The organism is Acetobacterium carbinolicum, assembly GCF_047456275.1.
Classification (GTDB): Bacteria; Bacillota; Clostridia; order Eubacteriales; family Eubacteriaceae; genus Acetobacterium; species Acetobacterium carbinolicum.
Window position 1 is genome coordinate 1 of the sequence record NZ_CP173357.1, and the last position, 17,455, is coordinate 17,455.

A 17,455-nucleotide genomic window follows, 5' to 3' on the forward strand; every position below is an offset into this window, starting at 1 on the left:
ATGGACACTTCCTTTAAAAAAATATGGGATGCCGCACTTGAAATTATTAAACCGGATATTAGTCCGACCAGTTTTAACACCTGGTTCTTAAAAATAAAGCCCATAAACTATGTCAATAATACTTATTATTTTTTATCGGAAAATGAATTCGAAAAAGGAATCTTGGAAAGTCGGCATATTCCTTTAATCACCAATGCTCTGGCCGAGGTGACCGGAAAAACCGGTCAGGTCAAAATTGTTTTAAAAGAAGAAGATGCAATGATCTCCCAAAATGATGCTTCACCGCAGATATCGCTCACTAATGTGGATGACAAAATATCAAACTATCAAAATAATTCGATGAATCCCAAGTACACCTTTGATAGTTTCGTTATTGGTGAAAATAACCGCTTCGCCCATGCCGCCTGTGTTGCTGTTTCTGAAGCACCATCCGAACGTTACAACCCGCTTTTTATCTACGGCGGTGTTGGTCTGGGAAAAACTCACCTGATGCAAGCAATTGGCCATTATATTTTATCTTATGCGCCGCAAAAAAAGGTTGTTTATGTTTCTTGTGAGAAATTTACCAATGACTTTATCGATGCCATTCAAAATAAGACCAATATTTCGTTTCGCAACAAATACCGAAGCGCGGATATCCTTTTAATTGATGATATCCAATTTTTAGCCAAAAAAGAAGGTACTCAGGAAGAATTTTTTCATACCTTTAATACCTTGCACCAGGAAAATAAACAGATTGTCATCAGTAGTGATCGCCCGCCCAAAGAGATACCAACTCTTGAAGAACGGCTTCGCTCCCGCTTTGAAAGCGGTTTAATCACCGATATTTACGCCCCCAATTTTGAAACCCGGATTGCCATTATCAGAAAAAAAGCCGCCTCTTTCAGCGATGAGATACCAAACGAAGTACTCAGTTTTATCGCTGATAGTATCCATTCTAATATCCGGGAACTTGAAGGCGCTTTAACCACTGTCTTTGCTTATTCTAAACTGCATAAGGTTCCCATTAATCTGGAATCAGCTAAAAATGCCCTAAAAGATATTTTTAGAAAAAAAGAAGATATTGTGATTACCAGTGAATATATTAAAGAAGTGACAGCCAAATACTTCAATATTACTGTTGAAGACATGAATTCTAAAAAAAGAACCCGCTCTATTTCCCTGCCCCGACAGGTTGCCATGTATATTACCCGGGAAATCACTGATTTATCATTGCCCCGGATTGGTGAAGAGTTTGGCGGCCGGGATCATTCAACCGTAATCCATGCCTGTTCAAAAATTGCGGAAGAAATGACAACCAATACTGATTTTAAAAATCTCATCGTCCGAATTGAGCGGGAAATTAACGGCAATTAATAACCCACACGCTTTGTCTGAGTAGTAAGATAGTTATCCACAATTTATCCCCTGGTTTTTTTTCGGTTTTTTGTATCAATGACGCATTTGCCGAGTTATCAACACTGTCCACACCCCCTACTACTATTACTATTACTTTAATCTATATATTTATATATAAAAGGGGTTTTCAAATTTTAAAAAGGAGCGATTTTTATGAAATTCAATTGTTCAAAAGAAAGTTTAATGGCTGCATTATCGATTGCTCAAAAAGCAGTTTCATCAAAAACAACGATGAAAATATTAGAGGGAATTCTTTTTATTGCTGCTGATAATAAATTATTATTAAGAAGTACTGATTTAGAAATTGGTGTGGAAGTAACCATTCCAGCTGAAGTTGAAAGTAGCGGCGAGATTGTGTTAACCGCTAATATCATTGGCGACCTGATTCGTAAAATGTCTGGTTCGGATATTTTCTTTGAAACGGATGCACATCATCAGATTAAAATCGAGTGCTTATTATCCAGTTTTACCTTAAAAGGATTATCGGATGAAGAATTTCCGGACTTTCCGGAAGTTATTGACGACCATATCTTTACCATTGAAGCCGCTGTTTTGAAAGAACTGATTAAGGGAACCTTATTTTCAGTAGCTACAAATGAAAATATCCCCGTTTTGACCGGCGTAAAAATAGAACTTCATGATGATGTGATCAATTTAATCGCCCTTGATGGGTATCGCTTAGCACTTCGAACCGGCACCATTAAAACTCCGGTGACAGAGGATCTTAGCGTCATTATTCCGTCCAAATCATTATCTGAAATTAACAAGGTGTTGGCCAGTTACACGGGTGATGTGGTCGTTAAATTTTCAAAAAATCAAATCTTTTTTGAAATGGACACGATTCAGTTCACCTCCCGACTACTGGAAGGGGATTTTATTAATTATAAACAGATCATCCCTGGCGAAAAAGCCACTCAGGTTAAGGTCAATCGGCGGTTGCTGTTAGAAAGCAGTGAACGGGCGGCACTGTTAGCCCGCGAAGGAAAAAATAACTTAATCAAAATGGATTTTAATCAGGACCAGCTGATTTTAACCTCCAATGCGGAAATTGGGGATGTTTTTGAAGTGATCCCGATTGAGAACCATGGCGAATCTATAAAAATAGCCTTTAACTCCAAATTTTTAATCGAAGCCTTACGGGTAATTGAAGAGGAAGAACTGATGATTGATATGACAACTTCGGTTGGACCGGGGGTTTTGCTTCCTATCGAAGGTAATGAATTTATTTATTTAATCCTTCCGGTGCGAATTGCCGAAGAAAATTAAAAATTTATGGTTAAGATCGTAATTTAAAAAGGGATTTAAATCGAATTAAAAATAGTTTAAAAAATCATAATTATAGAAATGATGTGTTGATTTTTTAGACTATTTTTATTTTTTATGTTATAATACTTAGGTTAGAAGATAAATATATGAAAATTTAATCAATTTTGGCATAAATAAAGGGGATTCGTGCAATTCTCTTTCATTTTTGCCAAAAATATAATGAGCGGGGAAAAATATGCAAATAGTTGAAATTAACACAGAGTTCATAAAAATTGATCAGCTCATCAAATATGCCGGCATTGTCGGAAATGGCAGCGATGTAAAATTGATGATTTTAGATGGTTTAATTTATGTGAACGGGGAGTTGTGTACCCAGCGAAATAAAAAAATAAGAGATGGTGATCTGGTGGAAATCAAGGATTATGATACCCTGCAAGTTAAAGGGATCGGGAAACCATGTTTATCGAAGAGTTAAAACTCATTCATTATCGTAATTATGAAAATGAATCCATCACACCTCAAAAAGGAATTAATATTATCATGGGCGAAAATGCCCAGGGAAAAACAAATCTTATTGAAGCTATGTTTTTTTTATCCCGAGGTTACAGTCATCGTGCTTCAAATGTGGCAGAACTTGCCCAATGGGATCATGATGATTTTTTTATGGCCGCCCAGGTGTTTAGCGATGGCGTCAAACATACCCTTTCGGCTAAAAGTTATCAGGGAAAACGGCAGTTTTTGTTGGATGGAAAGGTAAAAAAAAGAGATAAGATCAATGGGATTTTTAATACCATCCTCTTTGAACCAGATGATTTGAAAATAGTCAAAGAAGGACCTGATAAAAGACGGCGGTTTTTAAATCAGGAAATATCGGGCTTTCGGCCGGAGTATCATTATATTTTAAGAGATTATGAAAAAATACTGAATCAGAGAAATTCCCTGCTTAAAAATATTCATTACGAACCCAGTCTGATTACAACTCTGGATGTTTGGGATGAACAGCTTATTCAAACCGGGGTTCGGCTAATGAATCACCGGATTCGGTATCTGCATCGGCTTAACCGGGAAGCAAATAATCTGCATCAAATACTCAGTCTTGGAAAAGAAACGCTTTCATTATCCTATCTGAATAATATTATCGATTCACTAGAAGAACTGAACGAAATAAAAAGTTTATACAAAAAACGTTTAGAATCCAGCCGGGAGGAAGAAATTTCACGGGGCGCAACCATTTATGGACCCCATGTGGACGACATGATCATTCAAATTAATGGGAAGGATGCCAGACGCTATGGATCCCAGGGTCAGCAGCGTTCCGCCGCGATTTCACTAAAATTATCCCAAATAGAGATATACTATGACAACACCGGCGAATATCCGGTGGTCCTTTTAGACGATATCTTTTCTGAATTGGATGAGCATCGCCGAAAAAGCATTCTCTCGCTTTTAAATAAAACCCAATCCTTTATCACCTGTACAGAAGATATCTTAAACGATGGCGAAAGTTTTAAAGAAAACCGACACGTCATTGAGATTGTAAAGGGGAAGGTAATCATTAATGAACCATGAAAATCAGGAGGAAACTATGCCAGAAAATAAAGTAGATAATTATACCGCTGATCAGATCCAGGTCCTTGAAGGATTGGAAGCTGTTCAAAAAAGACCGGGGATGTATATCGGCAGCACCGGGTCCCGGGGTTTACACCATTTAGTTTATGAGGTGGTGGATAATAGTATTGATGAAGCCCTGGCCGGCTATTGTAAAAACATCAGTGTCACCATTCATCAGGACGACTCGATTACCGTTGTCGATGATGGTCGGGGGATTCCCACCGGGATGAACCATGCCCAGGGAAAAACCGGGGTTGAATTGGCCTTAACGGTTCTTCATGCCGGTGGTAAATTTGGTGGCGGTGGCTATAAGGTATCCGGCGGTCTTCATGGGGTTGGGGTCTCAGTAGTTAACGCTTTATCCGAAAAATTAACCGTTGAAGTCAAACAAAAGGGCCAGATCTTTTTTCAAAGCTATGAAAAAGGCAAGCCAACCTGTGACCTGACCGTCACTGGTACCACCAACCGCACTGGTACGACCATTTACTTTAAACCCGATAAAGACATTTTTGAAGAAACGGACTATGATTTTGATATCCTTGAGCATCGTTTAAGAGAACTGGCTTTCCTTAACAAGGGGGTTTCAATTAATTTGACGAATGAAAAAGAATCACCTAAAAAGAAAGAAACCTATCATTATACCGGCGGGATTCATTCTTATGTGGAGTACATGAACCGCAATAAAGATCCGCTGTATGATAAGATTACTTATTTTGAAAAAGAACAGGATGATTATGCTCTGGAAATCGCCTTTCAATATACCACCGGTTATTCGGAGAATATTTTTTCCTATGCCAATAACATCAATACCCCGGAAGGGGGAACTCATCTTAATGGATTTAAGAGTGCCCTGACCCGAACGGTTAATACCTATGCCCGTAAAAATGGCTTTTTAAAGGGGAATGATAAGAATCTGACCGGTGAAGATGCGCGCGAAGGTTTAACGGCGATTGTCAGTATCAAGCTGCTCGATCCCCAGTTTGAAGGTCAAACGAAATCAAAACTGGGAAACACCGAAGTGAAGGGAATTGTTGAAACCATTGTCGGTGATCAACTATCAGCCTTAATGGAAGAAAATCCCAGTATCGCTAAAAACATTATTGAAAAAACCTTATCGGCCGCCAGAGCCCGTGAAGCCGCTAAAAAAGCCCGTGAGTTTACACGCCGAAAAAGTGCCTTAGATTCCACCGCACTACCTGGAAAACTAGCGGACTGCCGGGAAAAAGATCCTGCTCTGTCAGAAATTTATATCGTCGAAGGGGACTCGGCGGGTGGTTCGGCCAAATCGGGCCGTGACTCCAAAACTCAGGCGATTCTACCCCTGCGTGGTAAGATTTTAAATGTTGAGAAAGCCCGCTTGGATCGGATTTTAACCACCGACTCCTTAAAATCGATGATTATTGCCTTTGGTACCGGGGTCGGAGAAGAATTTAATGTCGAAAAAGCCCGTTATCATAAGATTATTATTATGACCGATGCCGATGTCGATGGTGCCCACATCAGGACTTTATTACTCACCTTCTTTTACCGCTATATGCCAGGTCTGATCGAAGCCGGATATGTCTATATTGCGCAGCCCCCACTTTATAAAATCACCCGGGGGAAACAGGTTGATTATGCCTATACCGATCGGGACCTGGAGAAAAAATTAGAAGGTGTGGATGATCGTTCCCGTATCAGTCTGCAGCGATACAAAGGTCTTGGGGAAATGGATGCCCATCAACTCTGGGAAACGACCATGGATCCTGGCGTTAGAACCTTGCTTCAGGTTAATATTGAAGAAGCCTCCTATGCCGATGAAATCTTCACCATTCTGATGGGAGATAAGGTTCAACCGCGTAAAGAGTTCATTGAACGGAATGCTAAAAAAGTTAAGAATTTGGACATCTAGTCAAGAAGGAGTAACGTTAAATGCAAGAAATAATTGAATTTGATCGGATAAAATCGATTAATATTGAAGAAGAAATGAAAACTTCCTATATTGACTATGCCATGAGTGTCATCATAGGTCGAGCCTTACCGGATGTTCGGGATGGCTTAAAACCGGTTCATCGCCGGATTATTTATGCCATGAGCCAACTGGGCTTAACTCCGGATAAAACCTTTCGTAAGTCAGCCCGTATCGTCGGGGATGTTTTAGGTAAGTACCACCCCCACGGGGATTCATCGGTTTATGATGCGATGGTGCGAATGGCTCAGGAATGGTCGATTCGTTATCTGATTGTTAATGGTCAGGGTAACTTTGGTTCAGTCGATGGCGACAGCGCCGCAGCGATGCGTTATACCGAAGCAAAGATGGGCAAAATAGCCGCTGAGCTGCTACGGGATATTAATAAAGAAACCGTCGACTTTGTTCCTAACTTTGATGAGTCAGAAACTGAACCATCGGTTTTGCCATCAAAATATCCTAATCTTTTAGTAAATGGGTCCTCCGGGATTGCCGTCGGGATGGCCACCAATATTCCGCCCCATAATCTGGGCGAAATCATTGATGGTACCATCGCCTTTATTGATGATCCGGAGATTACCATTGATGAGCTGATGAAGCATGTCAAAGGACCAGATTTTCCAACTGCTGGTATTGTCTTAGGTAAATCTGGCATTAAAAGTGCCTATCGTACCGGCCGAGGACGAATTAAGGTTCGTGGTAAGGTTGATGTGGTCACCACAAAAAAAGGGAAGAAGCAGATTGTTATCACTGAAATCCCCTACATGGTTAATAAATCCAAGCTGGTTGAAAAAATTGCTGAGCTGGTAAAAGAGAAAAAAATTGAAGGAATCTCGGATTTAAGAGATGAGTCCGACCTGAAAAAAGGAATGTCGATCATCATTGATTTAAAACGGGATGCCAACGAAACGATTATTTTAAATCAGTTATATAAGCATACCCAGCTCCAGGAAACCTTTGGGGTGATCATGCTGGCTTTAGTCAATAATGAACCCAAGGTGCTTAATTTAAAAGAAATTCTTTTTCACTATATTGAACATCAAAAAGAAATTATTACCAGACGAACCATTTTTGATCTTAAAAAAGCGGAAGCCAGAGCCCATATTTTAGAAGGTTTAAAAATTGCTCTGGATCATATTGATGAAGTGATAAAATTAATCCGGGCTGCTGCCGATGGCAAAGTCGCCAAGGAACAGTTAGTTTTACGGTTTAGCCTCTCAGAAATTCAGGCCCAGGCGATTCTGGACATGCGACTCCAGCGTTTAACCGGTCTGGAACGGGAAAAGATCGAAGAAGAATACAAAGAACTGATGATCACCATTGCCAAATTAAAAGCAATTTTAGGTGATGGTCAACTGGTTCTTAATATTATCAAAGAAGAATTAATCGAAATTAAAGAAAAATATGGCGATAAACGTCGCACGAACTTTGATATTGATGTCGAAGACTTTGAAATTGAAGATTTAATCGAAGAAGAAGAAGTCGTCATCACGATGACCCATATTGGTTATGTGAAGCGCATTACCGCTGATAATTACCGGTCACAAAAACGGGGTGGCAAAGGCATTACTGCACTTAGCACCCGCGAAAATGACTTTGTTGAACACCTCTTTACCACCACCACCCATCACTATTTGATGTTCTTTACTAATCTGGGTAAGGTTTATCGCTTAAAAGCCTTTGAAATTCCCGAAGGTGGACGTACGGCCAGAGGAACGGCGATTGTCAATCTGTTGCCACTCGAAGCAGGGGAACAGATTGCAACCATGATTCCGGTCAAAGAATTCACCGCCGATAAATGCCTGATTATGGCAACTAAACAGGGAATTATCAAGAAAACCGATTTAACCGAGTATGATACCTCCCGTAAAAATGGTATTATCGCCATTAATTTAAGAGAAGGTGATGAGCTGATCAATGTCCGGTTGGTTGTTCAGGATGAAGAAATTGTCATGGGAACCCAATGTGGTTATGCAATCCGCTTTAGCTCTGAAGAAGTAAGACCAATCAGCCGAACATCAATTGGTGTCCGGGGGATTGATCTGCGGGCAGATGATGTGGTTGTTGGGATGGATATTGTTAAAAAAGAACTCTTCGTCCTTTGCGTTAGTGAAAATGGCTATGGTAAACTCAGTGCCTCTGATCTGTATCGTCCCCAAAAACGTGGCGGCAAAGGGGTGCAAACCTATAAAGTCACCAAAAAAACCGGTCAATTGGTTGGTTTCTGCGTGATCAGCCGGGATGGCGAAATTATGATGATCAATAATCAGGGCGTTGTTATTAAGCTTGGCGGTAATGATATTACCGCCGTTGGCCGCAATACCCAGGGTGTTCGTCTGATGAAATTAAAACCGGAAGAATCCATTGCCACCATTTCTAAAGTTTATAAGGAGGATCCAGTGGATGATCTCGACGACGATGACGGCGAAAATCAGATGACACTCGTTGATACCACTGAAAAACAATAATGGACTCGTTAATCCATATCGATCGCATTCAAGTCAATTGTACGGTCAAGGATCAGTTTGATGCCATTGCGTTAGCAGCCACACCGCTGCTTTCGCAGGGGTGTGTTACTGAAGATTTTGTTGAAGCGGTAGTGGAAAGAGAAAGAACCTTTCCGACCGGTTTACCCACAAAAATAGGGGTGGCGTTGCCCCATACTGAAGCGAAATATGTATTAAAAGAAAGTATTTCCATTGTGACGTTAAAAAACACCATTGTTTTTGCTGGCATGGGGAATCCCAAGGAAAGTATTTCGGTCCAGATAATTTTTTTACTGGCCATTAATAATCCTGAAAAACAACTAAAGATCTTACAGACGATCATTACCATTATTCAAAATGAAAAAATGTTACAAAAAATAAAAGATGCAAAAGAGCCGCAAATCATTTACAATCTTATTAAGACCTTTTTATAATCCGGTTACAGCATTTCAAAAGGAAAGTAGATATCAATGAATATTAAAATAGCACCCTCTATGCTCAGTGCAGATTTTTCTAATCTGGAACGGGATCTAAAAGAAGTTGAAAAAAATGGCGCCGATTATCTCCATGTGGATATTATGGATGGACATTTTGTGCCCAATATTACCATCGGTCCGGATCAGGTGGCGAGCCTGCGAAAGACCATAAAGATCCCCTTTGATGTTCACCTCATGATTAGCGAGCCGCTAAAATATATCGATCGGTTTGCTGATGCCGGAGCGGATATCATTACCGTTCATGTGGAGTCGGATGGGGAGATTAAGGACTGTATTGACGCCATTGTAAAAAAAGGGGTCAGACCCGGACTGGTGGTTTCTCCGGATACTTCTCTGGAGGTGATAAAGCCGTATCTTGATCACATTAGCATGATCCTGATTATGTGTGTCTATCCCGGTTTTGGCGGACAAAGCTATATTCCAGAAAGCACCGAAAAAATAAGCGCCTGTCGCCAAATGATTGGTAATCGAAATATTGATCTTCAGGTTGATGGGGGAATTAATTTTAACACCCTAAAAGAAGTAGTGGAAGCTGGGGCCAATGTCATTGTTTCCGGATCCTGCTTATTTAAAGGCGATATGAAAGAAAATTTAGGACAGTTCAAAAAAATCATCAAGGGATAAATTCTAAAATTCTAATTATTGAAAGAGGGAATTAACGATGAAACTTGTTTTAGTTGCGTGTGGAACTGCCCTGGCGACCTCGACTGTAGTTGCCAAAAAGATTGAACAGATTGCGCTGGAAAATGGGATTGCCTGTCAAACTGTTCAAGCCAAAGCGGTAGATGCCTTTAAAAAGTATCAAGAATTACATCCCGATGCGATTGTCTGTACCTGTCAACTGGAAGGGGACATTGATATTCCGGTGATTAATGGCCGCGCTTTTTTAACCGGGATTAATTTACAAAGTACCATTGACCAGTTGATTGAAATATTAAAAAAATAGAATTGACAATTGATAATAATTTAACGTATAATTTATTTAGGTTGGATCTAAAAACTAGAGGATAACAAATATTGATTTAAGATCAATAGAAAGACCATGAAGGTTAAGTTTATTAATTTTCGTGGTTTTTTTTACAAAACTTTTAGTTATTTACCTAGCGTTTATGAATGACAACAGAGGTGTAAGTTAAAACAGAGTCTTGACATTTGTTTTGTTCTGATATATATTACCCAAAAATAATTAAATATTAACCAGGTGTCAGCTGTCATTAAAAAATGATAAGCTGGTGAAAAGGGAAGTTGGGTGTAAATCCCACGCGGTCCCGCCGCTGTAAGAGAAAAGTCACACCAGAAATGCCATAAATAGGCAGGATGTGATGTATTGAAACTTGAGCCAGAAGACCTGCCTGTTTATTGTCTTAATACTCTACGGAAGATAGAGGATGATTTTGTGCTGTGAAAAATACAAACTCACTGTCTTTTATGGATAGTGAGTTTTTTTATGGGCTCAAGGAAAAATCAATTGACATGATGTATAGAGTTAGAATATACTAACAAAATAAAAATCAAGGAGTGAATGCGTGGGAAAATATATTAGGAAGCGGTTCGTGCAGTTAATTCCAATACTGCTTGGTGTTAGTTTTATCACCTTTGCATTAATGTATCTTGCGCCTAGTGATCCCGCTGAAATGAAACTCTCAGCTCAGGGAACCGCAGTCAGCCAGGAGATCCTTAATGAAACAAGAGAAGAGATGGGATTAAACAAACCCTTTCTGGAACAATACCTGAGCTGGCTTTTAAATCTTTTAACAGGTGATATGGGGGTCTCTTATGTTGATAATGTACCAGTTAGTCAAAAAATAGTAACGGCAATGCCCTCAACCATTATTCTGGCCGTCAGTTCGATGCTCTTAACGCTTTTAATTGCCATTCCGCTGGGGATTTTAGCAGCTATCCGGCAAAATCAATGGGTTGATTATAGCATTCGTTTTTTTACCTTTGTGGACACCTCAATTCCCAACTTTTTTCTGGCATTGGTTCTGATTTATGTTTTTGCCATGCAATTAAACTGGTTGCCAGTGTTAGCAACAGGATCGATTCGAGGCTTGATTTTGCCCACCATTGCACTATCGACGGTGATGATTTCAAAATATATTCGTCAGATTCGCGCTGCCGTTCTGGAAGAACTAAATAAAGATTACGTGATGGGAGCCCGCTCCCGGGGGATTCAGGAAAATGTTATCTTGTATAAAAATGTATTAAGAAATTCGATGATCACGGTGGTAACCCTGATTGGTCTATCGATCGGGTCGCTTTTAGGCGGCGCAGCAGTGGTGGAAACCATCTTTGTCTGGCGGGGGTTGGGGAAAATGGTTGTTGATGCCATCGGCGCCCGAGATTATCCGGTGATTCAGGGTTTTGTGGTGTGGATGGCAATTATCTATGTTGTGGTTAATTTATTAACCGATTTATCCTATCATCTTTTAGATCCGCGGGTTAAAGAAGGGTGGGAAACCTAAAATGAAAAAAATAAAACTGCCAATGGATGCCGTTCATAAGCGTTTGTATTTTCTTTTCGGTGTTGTCCTGATTCTAATCGTTTTAAGTCTAGTAGCACCCTGGCTGTGTCCCCATGATCCAAATTTAACCGATTTGAAATTGGCGAACCAACCGCCCTCGTCAGAATATCCTTTTGGTACCGATAGTTATGGCCGATGTGTTTTTTCAAGAGTGTTAATGGGTGCCAAGGTTTCCATCTTTGCTTCCCTGGCATTAGTAATGGGGACCTTTATCTTTGGAACGGCCTATGGGGTGGTTTGCGGATATTATGGCGGAAAGGTTGACCGGGCACTGATGGGTGTGGTTGATATATTGTTGGCTTTTCCGGATATGATTCTGGCCATTGCGGTAGCGGGTATTTTAGGTGGTGGTCTGATCAATGCCATGATTGCCCTGGCGGTGACCGGCTGGACCCAGTATGCACGATTAGCCCGGGGCAGTGTCATGGTAGTAAAGTCTGAGGTTTATATTCAAGCCGCCAGGATTTCCGGAAACAGTCATTCCCGGATCATGTGGCGGCATATGTTACCGAATATTTCAGGACCCTTAATTGTTACGGCAACCCTGCAAATTGGTGGAATGATGATGGGCATCGCCGGATTGTCCTTTCTAGGAATCGGCGTGCAGATTCCCCAGGCCGAGTGGGGCTCAATGATCAATGAAGGCCGTAGTCTGATGCAGACGGCCCCTTGGATTATTCTCTACCCAGGGGTAGTTATGTTGGTAGCGGTGATGATTTTTAATATTCTCGGTGATACAGTTCGGGATTTATTAGACCCCAAACAACAAACGATCTAAAACCAGCTACTGGTTTTAAATAAAAATAAAAAGGAGTGAATATGAAAAGAAAAGTATTGATCATGTTGTTGTCATTGATATTAATGGTTGCTGTTTTAGCAGGGTGTGGAAACAGTGAAACCGGAAGCTCGGGAGAAAAACATCTGGTTTGGGGTGAGACACAGGCGGTGAGCTCGCTTGATCCGGCTGTCGATTGGCAGGGTTGGTTTACTGTCCGTTATGCTATTTCAGAGACCCTCTTTAAATTGGACATGGAGCTGGTACCAGAGCCGTGGTTGGCGGAGTCTTATGAAAATGTGGATACCAATACCTGGAAAATTACCATTAAGGATAAGGTCACCTTTTCTAACGGCGACCCGTTAACCGCCGAGATGGTTGTAAACAACTTAAAACGGGTTGGCAGTACCAATAAACGAGCAGCTGCATTTGGCGAAGCCGCTTATGTTGTGGCGGACAATGTTATAACAATCACAACGGCCAGTCCGTTTCCCACCCTGATTAATGAATTGTGTGATCCTTATACGTCGATTATTGATCTGGATAAAACCGCAGATCTTGATAAGGCACCGATTGGAACCGGTCCTTATGTGGTCGCAGATTTCGTTGAAAAAACGACGATCGATTTAACGGCGAACAAAAATTATTGGGATGGCACACCAAATATTGATACGGTTCAGGTCAAATTTGTAACAGATACGGATACGATGGCGATGGCCCTTCAATCAGGAGAGGTTGATGTGGCAATGAATTTAACCTCCGACAGTCGGGAAACCTTTGAATCAAATAACGATTTTAAAATTGAAGAAGTATCAACCTCCCGGGCTTATTTCTTGTATTACAATCTTCAGACGGTAGCCGATCAGGCTGTGCGTCAAGCGATATCGATGGCCATTGATAAAGAGGGCATGGCAGATTTCCTTTTTGATGGATCAATTACACCGGCAGTGGGAGCGTTTCCAAACGATCTGGCCTACGGCGGCAGCCATTTAAAAGGAGCAATCTTTAACGTGGAAGAAGCAAAAAAAGTACTTAGTGCGGCCGGTTATATTGACACCGATGGTGATGGGATTGTTGAAAAAGACGGAAAACCGCTAAGCGTGAGCATTGTTACCTATAAACGATTAAAAAATGAAGCCATTGTGACCGAGCTTCAGTCGGAACTAAAAGCCATTGGCATCGGGGGAGAAGTAACGGTTCATGATAATTCGGACTTTTTTAAAGCCGGTGAATTTGATATTGGCATTTACAGTATTGTAACTACCGCTGTAGGCGATCCGCAGGCGTTCTTAAGTGGTACATTGGGAACCGCTGGTGTGACGAATTTTGGACATTACTACAATGCTGAGACAGATCAATTGTTAACCGAATTAAAAGCTGAATTCGACAGTGATAAGCGGGCTCAATTGGCCATCGAGGTGCAACAAAAGGCTTTAGATGAGTTTGCTTTTGACAATATTGGTTTTGTCAATATGGCAATGTATATGGATGCCAATATTACCGGTTTAAAACCACATCCAACCGATTATTATCAGATGAATGCGGAAATGGATATGAACTAAAAAAGCAATCCAGGAGGTTTGACTGTGCTCGGATTAGTGTCTCATAAACGAATTCGAGCGCAGATGTTTTAATGTCCGGACAAAAGATAAGGATACAAAAAAACGAGAGGAATCAGGATGAACAGTCTTTTGGAAGTAAAGAATCTTGATGTTGGCTATGGCAAGATAGAGATCATTAAAAATGCCGAGTTTTCGGTAGAAAAAGGTGAAATCCTTGGCATCGTCGGAGAAAGCGGCAGCGGCAAAAGTACGCTCTTAAAAGCCATTATGCAATTATCCGATACGGGTGTGACTATTCAACAGGGAAATATTTATTTTCAGGGAAAGGATATGAGAAATTTATCCAATGAGGAAAAAAGAGCCTTCCGCGGTTCGCAGATGGGCGTTATTTTTCAGAATCCCGGTTCGTCTCTAAACCCGCTCAGACGGATAAAAAAACAATTCATTGAAACCATGCAGAGTCATGTTAAAATCGATAAAAAAGAAGCTGGGGAACGGATATTAAGTCTTCTGGATAAACTGAATCTAAAGGATGGCGAACGCGTTTTAAACAGTTATCCCTATGAATTAAGCGGGGGCATGAATCAGCGGATTGCCATTGCTCTGGCAATGATTATGGAGCCAAAACTTTTGTTGGCAGATGAACCAACCAGTGCTCTGGATGTAACGATTCAAGCTCAGGTAGTGGATGAGATGATGGGGCTGCGGGAGCGCTTTGGCACATCAATTGTGATCATTACCCACAATATGGGGGTTGTTTCAAAAATGGCTGATAAAATTGCGGTTATGTACGCCGGACGGATAGTTGAATATGGGGAAAAAGCAGAAGTAATCAGAAATCATCGCCATCCCTATACCCGAGCTCTCTTAGAAGCCATCCCCAGGCTGGATGGCAAACGACCGGTGGGATTAAAAGGACGACCGCCGACGTTTAATGAAGTTAAATGCGGCTGTGGTTTTGCCGGTCGTTGCATCCATGGCTGTGAGGCGTGTAGAACAAAAAATCAGGATTTGTTTAAGGTTGCCGAAAATCATTGGACGAGTTGTCAGCATGGCTGTGGAGTTTAATAAAGATGAATAAAAAACCGGTTCTTGAGCTCAAAAATATAAGCAAGTGTTATAAAAAGGCAAAATTTGAAATAAGCGCACTTAGGCAACTCAGTTTTTATATTAATCAGGGCGAAATTTTTGGTTTTGTTGGCGAAAGTGGCAGCGGCAAAAGCACGGTAGCAAAACTGATTACCCGACTGGAAAATCCCAATGAAGGTGAGATTTTTCTAAGTGGACGGGAGATCACACACCTGAAGGGGAAGGATCTACTTAAAGTATACCAGGATGTCCAAATGGTTTTTCAGGATCCCAAGGCATCTTTTAATGGACGAATGCGGATAGAACAGTCGATTAGAGAAAGCTTTTGTAATTTACGATGCAGTCAGAATAAACTGGATCTAGAAGCGCTGTTTAAAATGGTCGATTTGAAAGAAGAATACGCCGGCCGTTATCCCCATGAATTAAGTGGGGGTGAATGTCAGCGCGCAGCCATTGCCAGGGCCATTGCCGTTCACCCAAAGCTGTTAATTTGTGATGAAGCGACAAGCGCACTGGATGTGTCAGCCCAAGCACAGATTGTTGATTTGTTAGTACACTTAAAAGAAAAAATGGATATGGCCATTCTTCTTATTTCTCATGATCTGGCACTCGTAAGCAGTATCTGTGATCGTACTGGTGTTTTATACAAAGGGGAGCTGGTTGAAATAGGAGAAACGCGTGATGTCATTGATCATCCCAAGGCTGCTTATACCAAAAAACTAATCGCCTCTGTCATGGTTGTCGAGGATTAAAGATAACTTGCAGGGTACTATTTAGTGGTTTTAAGAATCAGTTTTTTTAGTGATAGTAAGAATTGATTTGTTATCAAAGAAATGAGTTGTTAAAGATAGAGGAGAAAAAGTAAATGAAAAATAACAGTTTAACAGAAGGGGTCATATGGAAAAAATTGTTGTTTTTCGCATTGCCTTTGTTGGGAACGAGTTTTATTCAGCAACTTTATAATACCGTTGATTTAATCTATGTCGGTAATTTTTTAGGAAAAGAAGCAGCGGCGGCTGTTGGTGCCAGCGCTTTGTTTGTAACCTGTCTGGTGGGCTTTTTTTCAGGAATGTCAGTGGGTTCCAGTGTCGTGGCATCCTATGTTTTTGGAACCGGTGATAAGAAAGAACTAAAAAGTGTGGTTCATACGGCCATTGGCCTGGGTTTTATCTGTGGCATTATTATTATGCTCATTGGTTTGATCGGAGCACCGTATTTTCTTAAACTAATTAACACCCCGGATGAGATTATGAGTTTAGCGGTAGCCTATATTCGGGTTTATTTTATCAGTATTATCTCGGTGGTCACCTATAATATGGGTTCTGGGATTATCAGAGCACTGGGAAATTCAAAAACACCGATGTACATCCAACTGTTTGGCGGAATTGTCAATGTTATTATGGATGGGGTGTTTATCGTGATCTTTAAATTTGGGGTTGTCGGCGCGGCTTATGCCACCCTATTTTCACAAACGGTTGCGGCACTACTGGTTTTACATTACCTGATGCATGTTGATCGTGACTATAAATTAGAACTTAAAAAAATAAAAATAGCCAAAGTACATTTTTACAAAATCCTTAAAATTGGTGTTCCCACCGGCTTTCAAGCTCTGGTCATTACCTTGTCCAATGTCTTTGTTCAATACCATGTTAATAGTCTTGGTGTGGATGCTATTACTGCGTTCACGGCATATTTTAAGGTTGAACTGCTAATTTATCTGCCGATTCTTGCTATCGGTCAGGCGATAACCACCTTTACCAGCCAGAATATTGGCGCAAAGAATTATGACCGGGTCAAAAAAGGCACCAGGGTCTGTTTAATGATGGGTATTGGCGTTACTGCGGTGATGAGCACCTTTGTGTTATTCTTTGGCAGGCAGGCCTTTGGGGTGATTAATAGTGATCCTTCCGTGTTGGATTATGGCCTGCAGATTATTAGCATTACCTTTCCTTTTTATTGGATTTACCTGATCCTGGAGGTATTGGGAGGAACCATTCGCGGGGCAGGAAAGTCAGTGCCGCCGATGGCTATTATTCTCACCAATATTTGTGTGCTGAGGACGGTACTGTTATTTTTATTAATGGCCTCGGTTCAGGGGATTCAGGGAATTGCCATGACCTACCCAATTACCTGGACTTCCACAGCGCTCTGTATGGCTATTTACTATTGGAAGGGAGATTGGATGGGTGAGTTTAAGCGCTTGTCGATGGCAAAACTGGAAGTCTGACTTAAAAAGCTTAGAATAAGTAAAAGATTGAAATTCGATAGACTAAGAATATGATTTTCCATGGTTGCAGA

At 40.9% G+C, this 17,455-nt stretch carries 15 protein-coding genes and 1 riboswitch; all 15 genes read left to right on the forward strand.

From position 1 onward, the window contains the following. The 15 genes from dnaA to ACIZ62_RS00075 all read left to right on the forward strand — a co-directional run bounded on the left by dnaA (window position 1) and on the right by ACIZ62_RS00075 (window position 17,384). Window positions 1-1,356, forward strand: a complete 1,356-nt coding sequence (gene dnaA, locus ACIZ62_RS00005) for a chromosomal replication initiator protein DnaA (RefSeq protein WP_111888556.1) — start codon at window positions 1-3, stop codon at window positions 1,354-1,356. Between the two features lie 195 nt (window positions 1,357-1,551). Further along, a complete protein-coding gene (gene dnaN / locus ACIZ62_RS00010) occupies window positions 1,552-2,664 on the forward strand; it encodes a DNA polymerase III subunit beta (protein ID WP_111888555.1) in 1,113 nt (370 codons plus the stop codon). Window positions 2,665-2,899: 235 nt separating this feature from the next. Beyond that, entirely contained in the window at window positions 2,900-3,139 is a 240-nt protein-coding gene (locus tag ACIZ62_RS00015) for an RNA-binding S4 domain-containing protein (RefSeq protein ID WP_111888554.1), read from the forward strand. Then, window positions 3,121-4,233 (forward strand): DNA replication/repair protein RecF, encoded by a 1,113-nt coding sequence (gene recF / locus ACIZ62_RS00020; protein WP_111888553.1) that lies wholly within the window; start codon window positions 3,121-3,123, stop codon window positions 4,231-4,233. The genes ACIZ62_RS00015 and recF overlap by 19 nt, the downstream gene beginning before the upstream one ends. A gap of 16 nt (window positions 4,234-4,249) precedes the next feature. Next, window positions 4,250-6,166, forward strand: a complete 1,917-nt coding sequence (gene gyrB / locus ACIZ62_RS00025; RefSeq protein ID WP_111888552.1) for a DNA topoisomerase (ATP-hydrolyzing) subunit B — start codon at window positions 4,250-4,252, stop codon at window positions 6,164-6,166. Window positions 6,167-6,186: 20 nt separating this feature from the next. Further along, window positions 6,187-8,691, forward strand: a complete 2,505-nt coding sequence (gene gyrA, locus ACIZ62_RS00030; RefSeq protein ID WP_111888551.1) for a DNA gyrase subunit A — start codon at window positions 6,187-6,189, stop codon at window positions 8,689-8,691. Then, complete coding sequence (locus ACIZ62_RS00035; RefSeq protein WP_414150973.1) at window positions 8,691-9,143, forward strand: PTS sugar transporter subunit IIA; 453 nt, start codon at window positions 8,691-8,693, stop codon at window positions 9,141-9,143. The genes gyrA and ACIZ62_RS00035 overlap by 1 nt, the downstream gene beginning before the upstream one ends. A gap of 36 nt (window positions 9,144-9,179) precedes the next feature. Next, window positions 9,180-9,830 (forward strand): ribulose-phosphate 3-epimerase, encoded by a 651-nt coding sequence (rpe, locus tag ACIZ62_RS00040; protein WP_111888549.1) that lies wholly within the window; start codon window positions 9,180-9,182, stop codon window positions 9,828-9,830. A gap of 37 nt (window positions 9,831-9,867) precedes the next feature. After that, window positions 9,868-10,152, forward strand: coding sequence for a PTS sugar transporter subunit IIB (locus tag ACIZ62_RS00045; protein WP_111888548.1), 285 nt, complete (start codon window positions 9,868-9,870; stop codon window positions 10,150-10,152). Window positions 10,153-10,388: 236 nt separating this feature from the next. Beyond that, a riboswitch (cobalamin riboswitch) is annotated at window positions 10,389-10,577 on the forward strand. A gap of 155 nt (window positions 10,578-10,732) precedes the next feature. Further along, window positions 10,733-11,671 carry a nickel ABC transporter permease gene (gene nikB, locus ACIZ62_RS00050; RefSeq protein ID WP_414150974.1) on the forward strand — a complete coding sequence of 313 codons (939 nt, stop codon included), beginning with the start codon at window positions 10,733-10,735 and terminating at the stop codon, window positions 11,669-11,671. Between the two features lies 1 nt (window position 11,672). After that, window positions 11,673-12,509, forward strand: coding sequence for a nickel transporter permease (gene nikC, locus ACIZ62_RS00055; RefSeq protein WP_414150975.1), 837 nt, complete (start codon window positions 11,673-11,675; stop codon window positions 12,507-12,509). 41 nt (window positions 12,510-12,550) lie between these two features. Beyond that, on the forward strand, window positions 12,551-14,068 hold the full coding sequence (locus tag ACIZ62_RS00060) for an ABC transporter substrate-binding protein (protein WP_414150976.1): 1,518 nt from the start codon (window positions 12,551-12,553) through the stop codon (window positions 14,066-14,068). 117 nt (window positions 14,069-14,185) lie between these two features. Further along, window positions 14,186-15,136 carry an ABC transporter ATP-binding protein gene (locus ACIZ62_RS00065; protein WP_111888544.1) on the forward strand — a complete coding sequence of 317 codons (951 nt, stop codon included), beginning with the start codon at window positions 14,186-14,188 and terminating at the stop codon, window positions 15,134-15,136. Between the two features lie 5 nt (window positions 15,137-15,141). Next, window positions 15,142-15,909, forward strand: a complete 768-nt coding sequence (locus tag ACIZ62_RS00070; RefSeq protein ID WP_111888543.1) for an ABC transporter ATP-binding protein — start codon at window positions 15,142-15,144, stop codon at window positions 15,907-15,909. Between the two features lie 113 nt (window positions 15,910-16,022). Next, the gene (locus tag ACIZ62_RS00075) at window positions 16,023-17,384 is read left to right on the forward strand and encodes an MATE family efflux transporter (RefSeq protein ID WP_414150977.1); all 1,362 of its coding nucleotides are present in this window, start codon (window positions 16,023-16,025) and stop codon (window positions 17,382-17,384) included. Window positions 17,385-17,455 lie beyond the last annotated feature (71 nt).

What these genes read in the sequence shown, in the direction of transcription:
- ACIZ62_RS00035 (WP_414150973.1), top strand. Translation starts at nt 8,691, where the DNA reads ATGGACTCGTTAATCCATATCGATCGCATTCAAGTCAATTGTACGGTC.
- gyrA (WP_111888551.1), top strand. Translation starts at nt 6,187, where the DNA reads ATGCAAGAAATAATTGAATTTGATCGGATAAAATCGATTAATATTGAA.
- recF (WP_111888553.1), top strand. Translation starts at nt 3,121, where the DNA reads ATGTTTATCGAAGAGTTAAAACTCATTCATTATCGTAATTATGAAAAT.
- gyrB (WP_111888552.1), top strand. Translation starts at nt 4,250, where the DNA reads ATGCCAGAAAATAAAGTAGATAATTATACCGCTGATCAGATCCAGGTC.
- nikC (WP_414150975.1), top strand. Translation starts at nt 11,673, where the DNA reads ATGAAAAAAATAAAACTGCCAATGGATGCCGTTCATAAGCGTTTGTAT.
- dnaN (WP_111888555.1), top strand. Translation starts at nt 1,552, where the DNA reads ATGAAATTCAATTGTTCAAAAGAAAGTTTAATGGCTGCATTATCGATT.
- dnaA (WP_111888556.1), top strand. Translation starts at nt 1, where the DNA reads ATGGACACTTCCTTTAAAAAAATATGGGATGCCGCACTTGAAATTATT.
- ACIZ62_RS00045 (WP_111888548.1), top strand. Translation starts at nt 9,868, where the DNA reads ATGAAACTTGTTTTAGTTGCGTGTGGAACTGCCCTGGCGACCTCGACT.
- rpe (WP_111888549.1), top strand. Translation starts at nt 9,180, where the DNA reads ATGAATATTAAAATAGCACCCTCTATGCTCAGTGCAGATTTTTCTAAT.
- ACIZ62_RS00015 (WP_111888554.1), top strand. Translation starts at nt 2,900, where the DNA reads ATGCAAATAGTTGAAATTAACACAGAGTTCATAAAAATTGATCAGCTC.
- ACIZ62_RS00075 (WP_414150977.1), top strand. Translation starts at nt 16,023, where the DNA reads ATGAAAAATAACAGTTTAACAGAAGGGGTCATATGGAAAAAATTGTTG.
- ACIZ62_RS00070 (WP_111888543.1), top strand. Translation starts at nt 15,142, where the DNA reads ATGAATAAAAAACCGGTTCTTGAGCTCAAAAATATAAGCAAGTGTTAT.
- ACIZ62_RS00060 (WP_414150976.1), top strand. Translation starts at nt 12,551, where the DNA reads ATGAAAAGAAAAGTATTGATCATGTTGTTGTCATTGATATTAATGGTT.
- ACIZ62_RS00065 (WP_111888544.1), top strand. Translation starts at nt 14,186, where the DNA reads ATGAACAGTCTTTTGGAAGTAAAGAATCTTGATGTTGGCTATGGCAAG.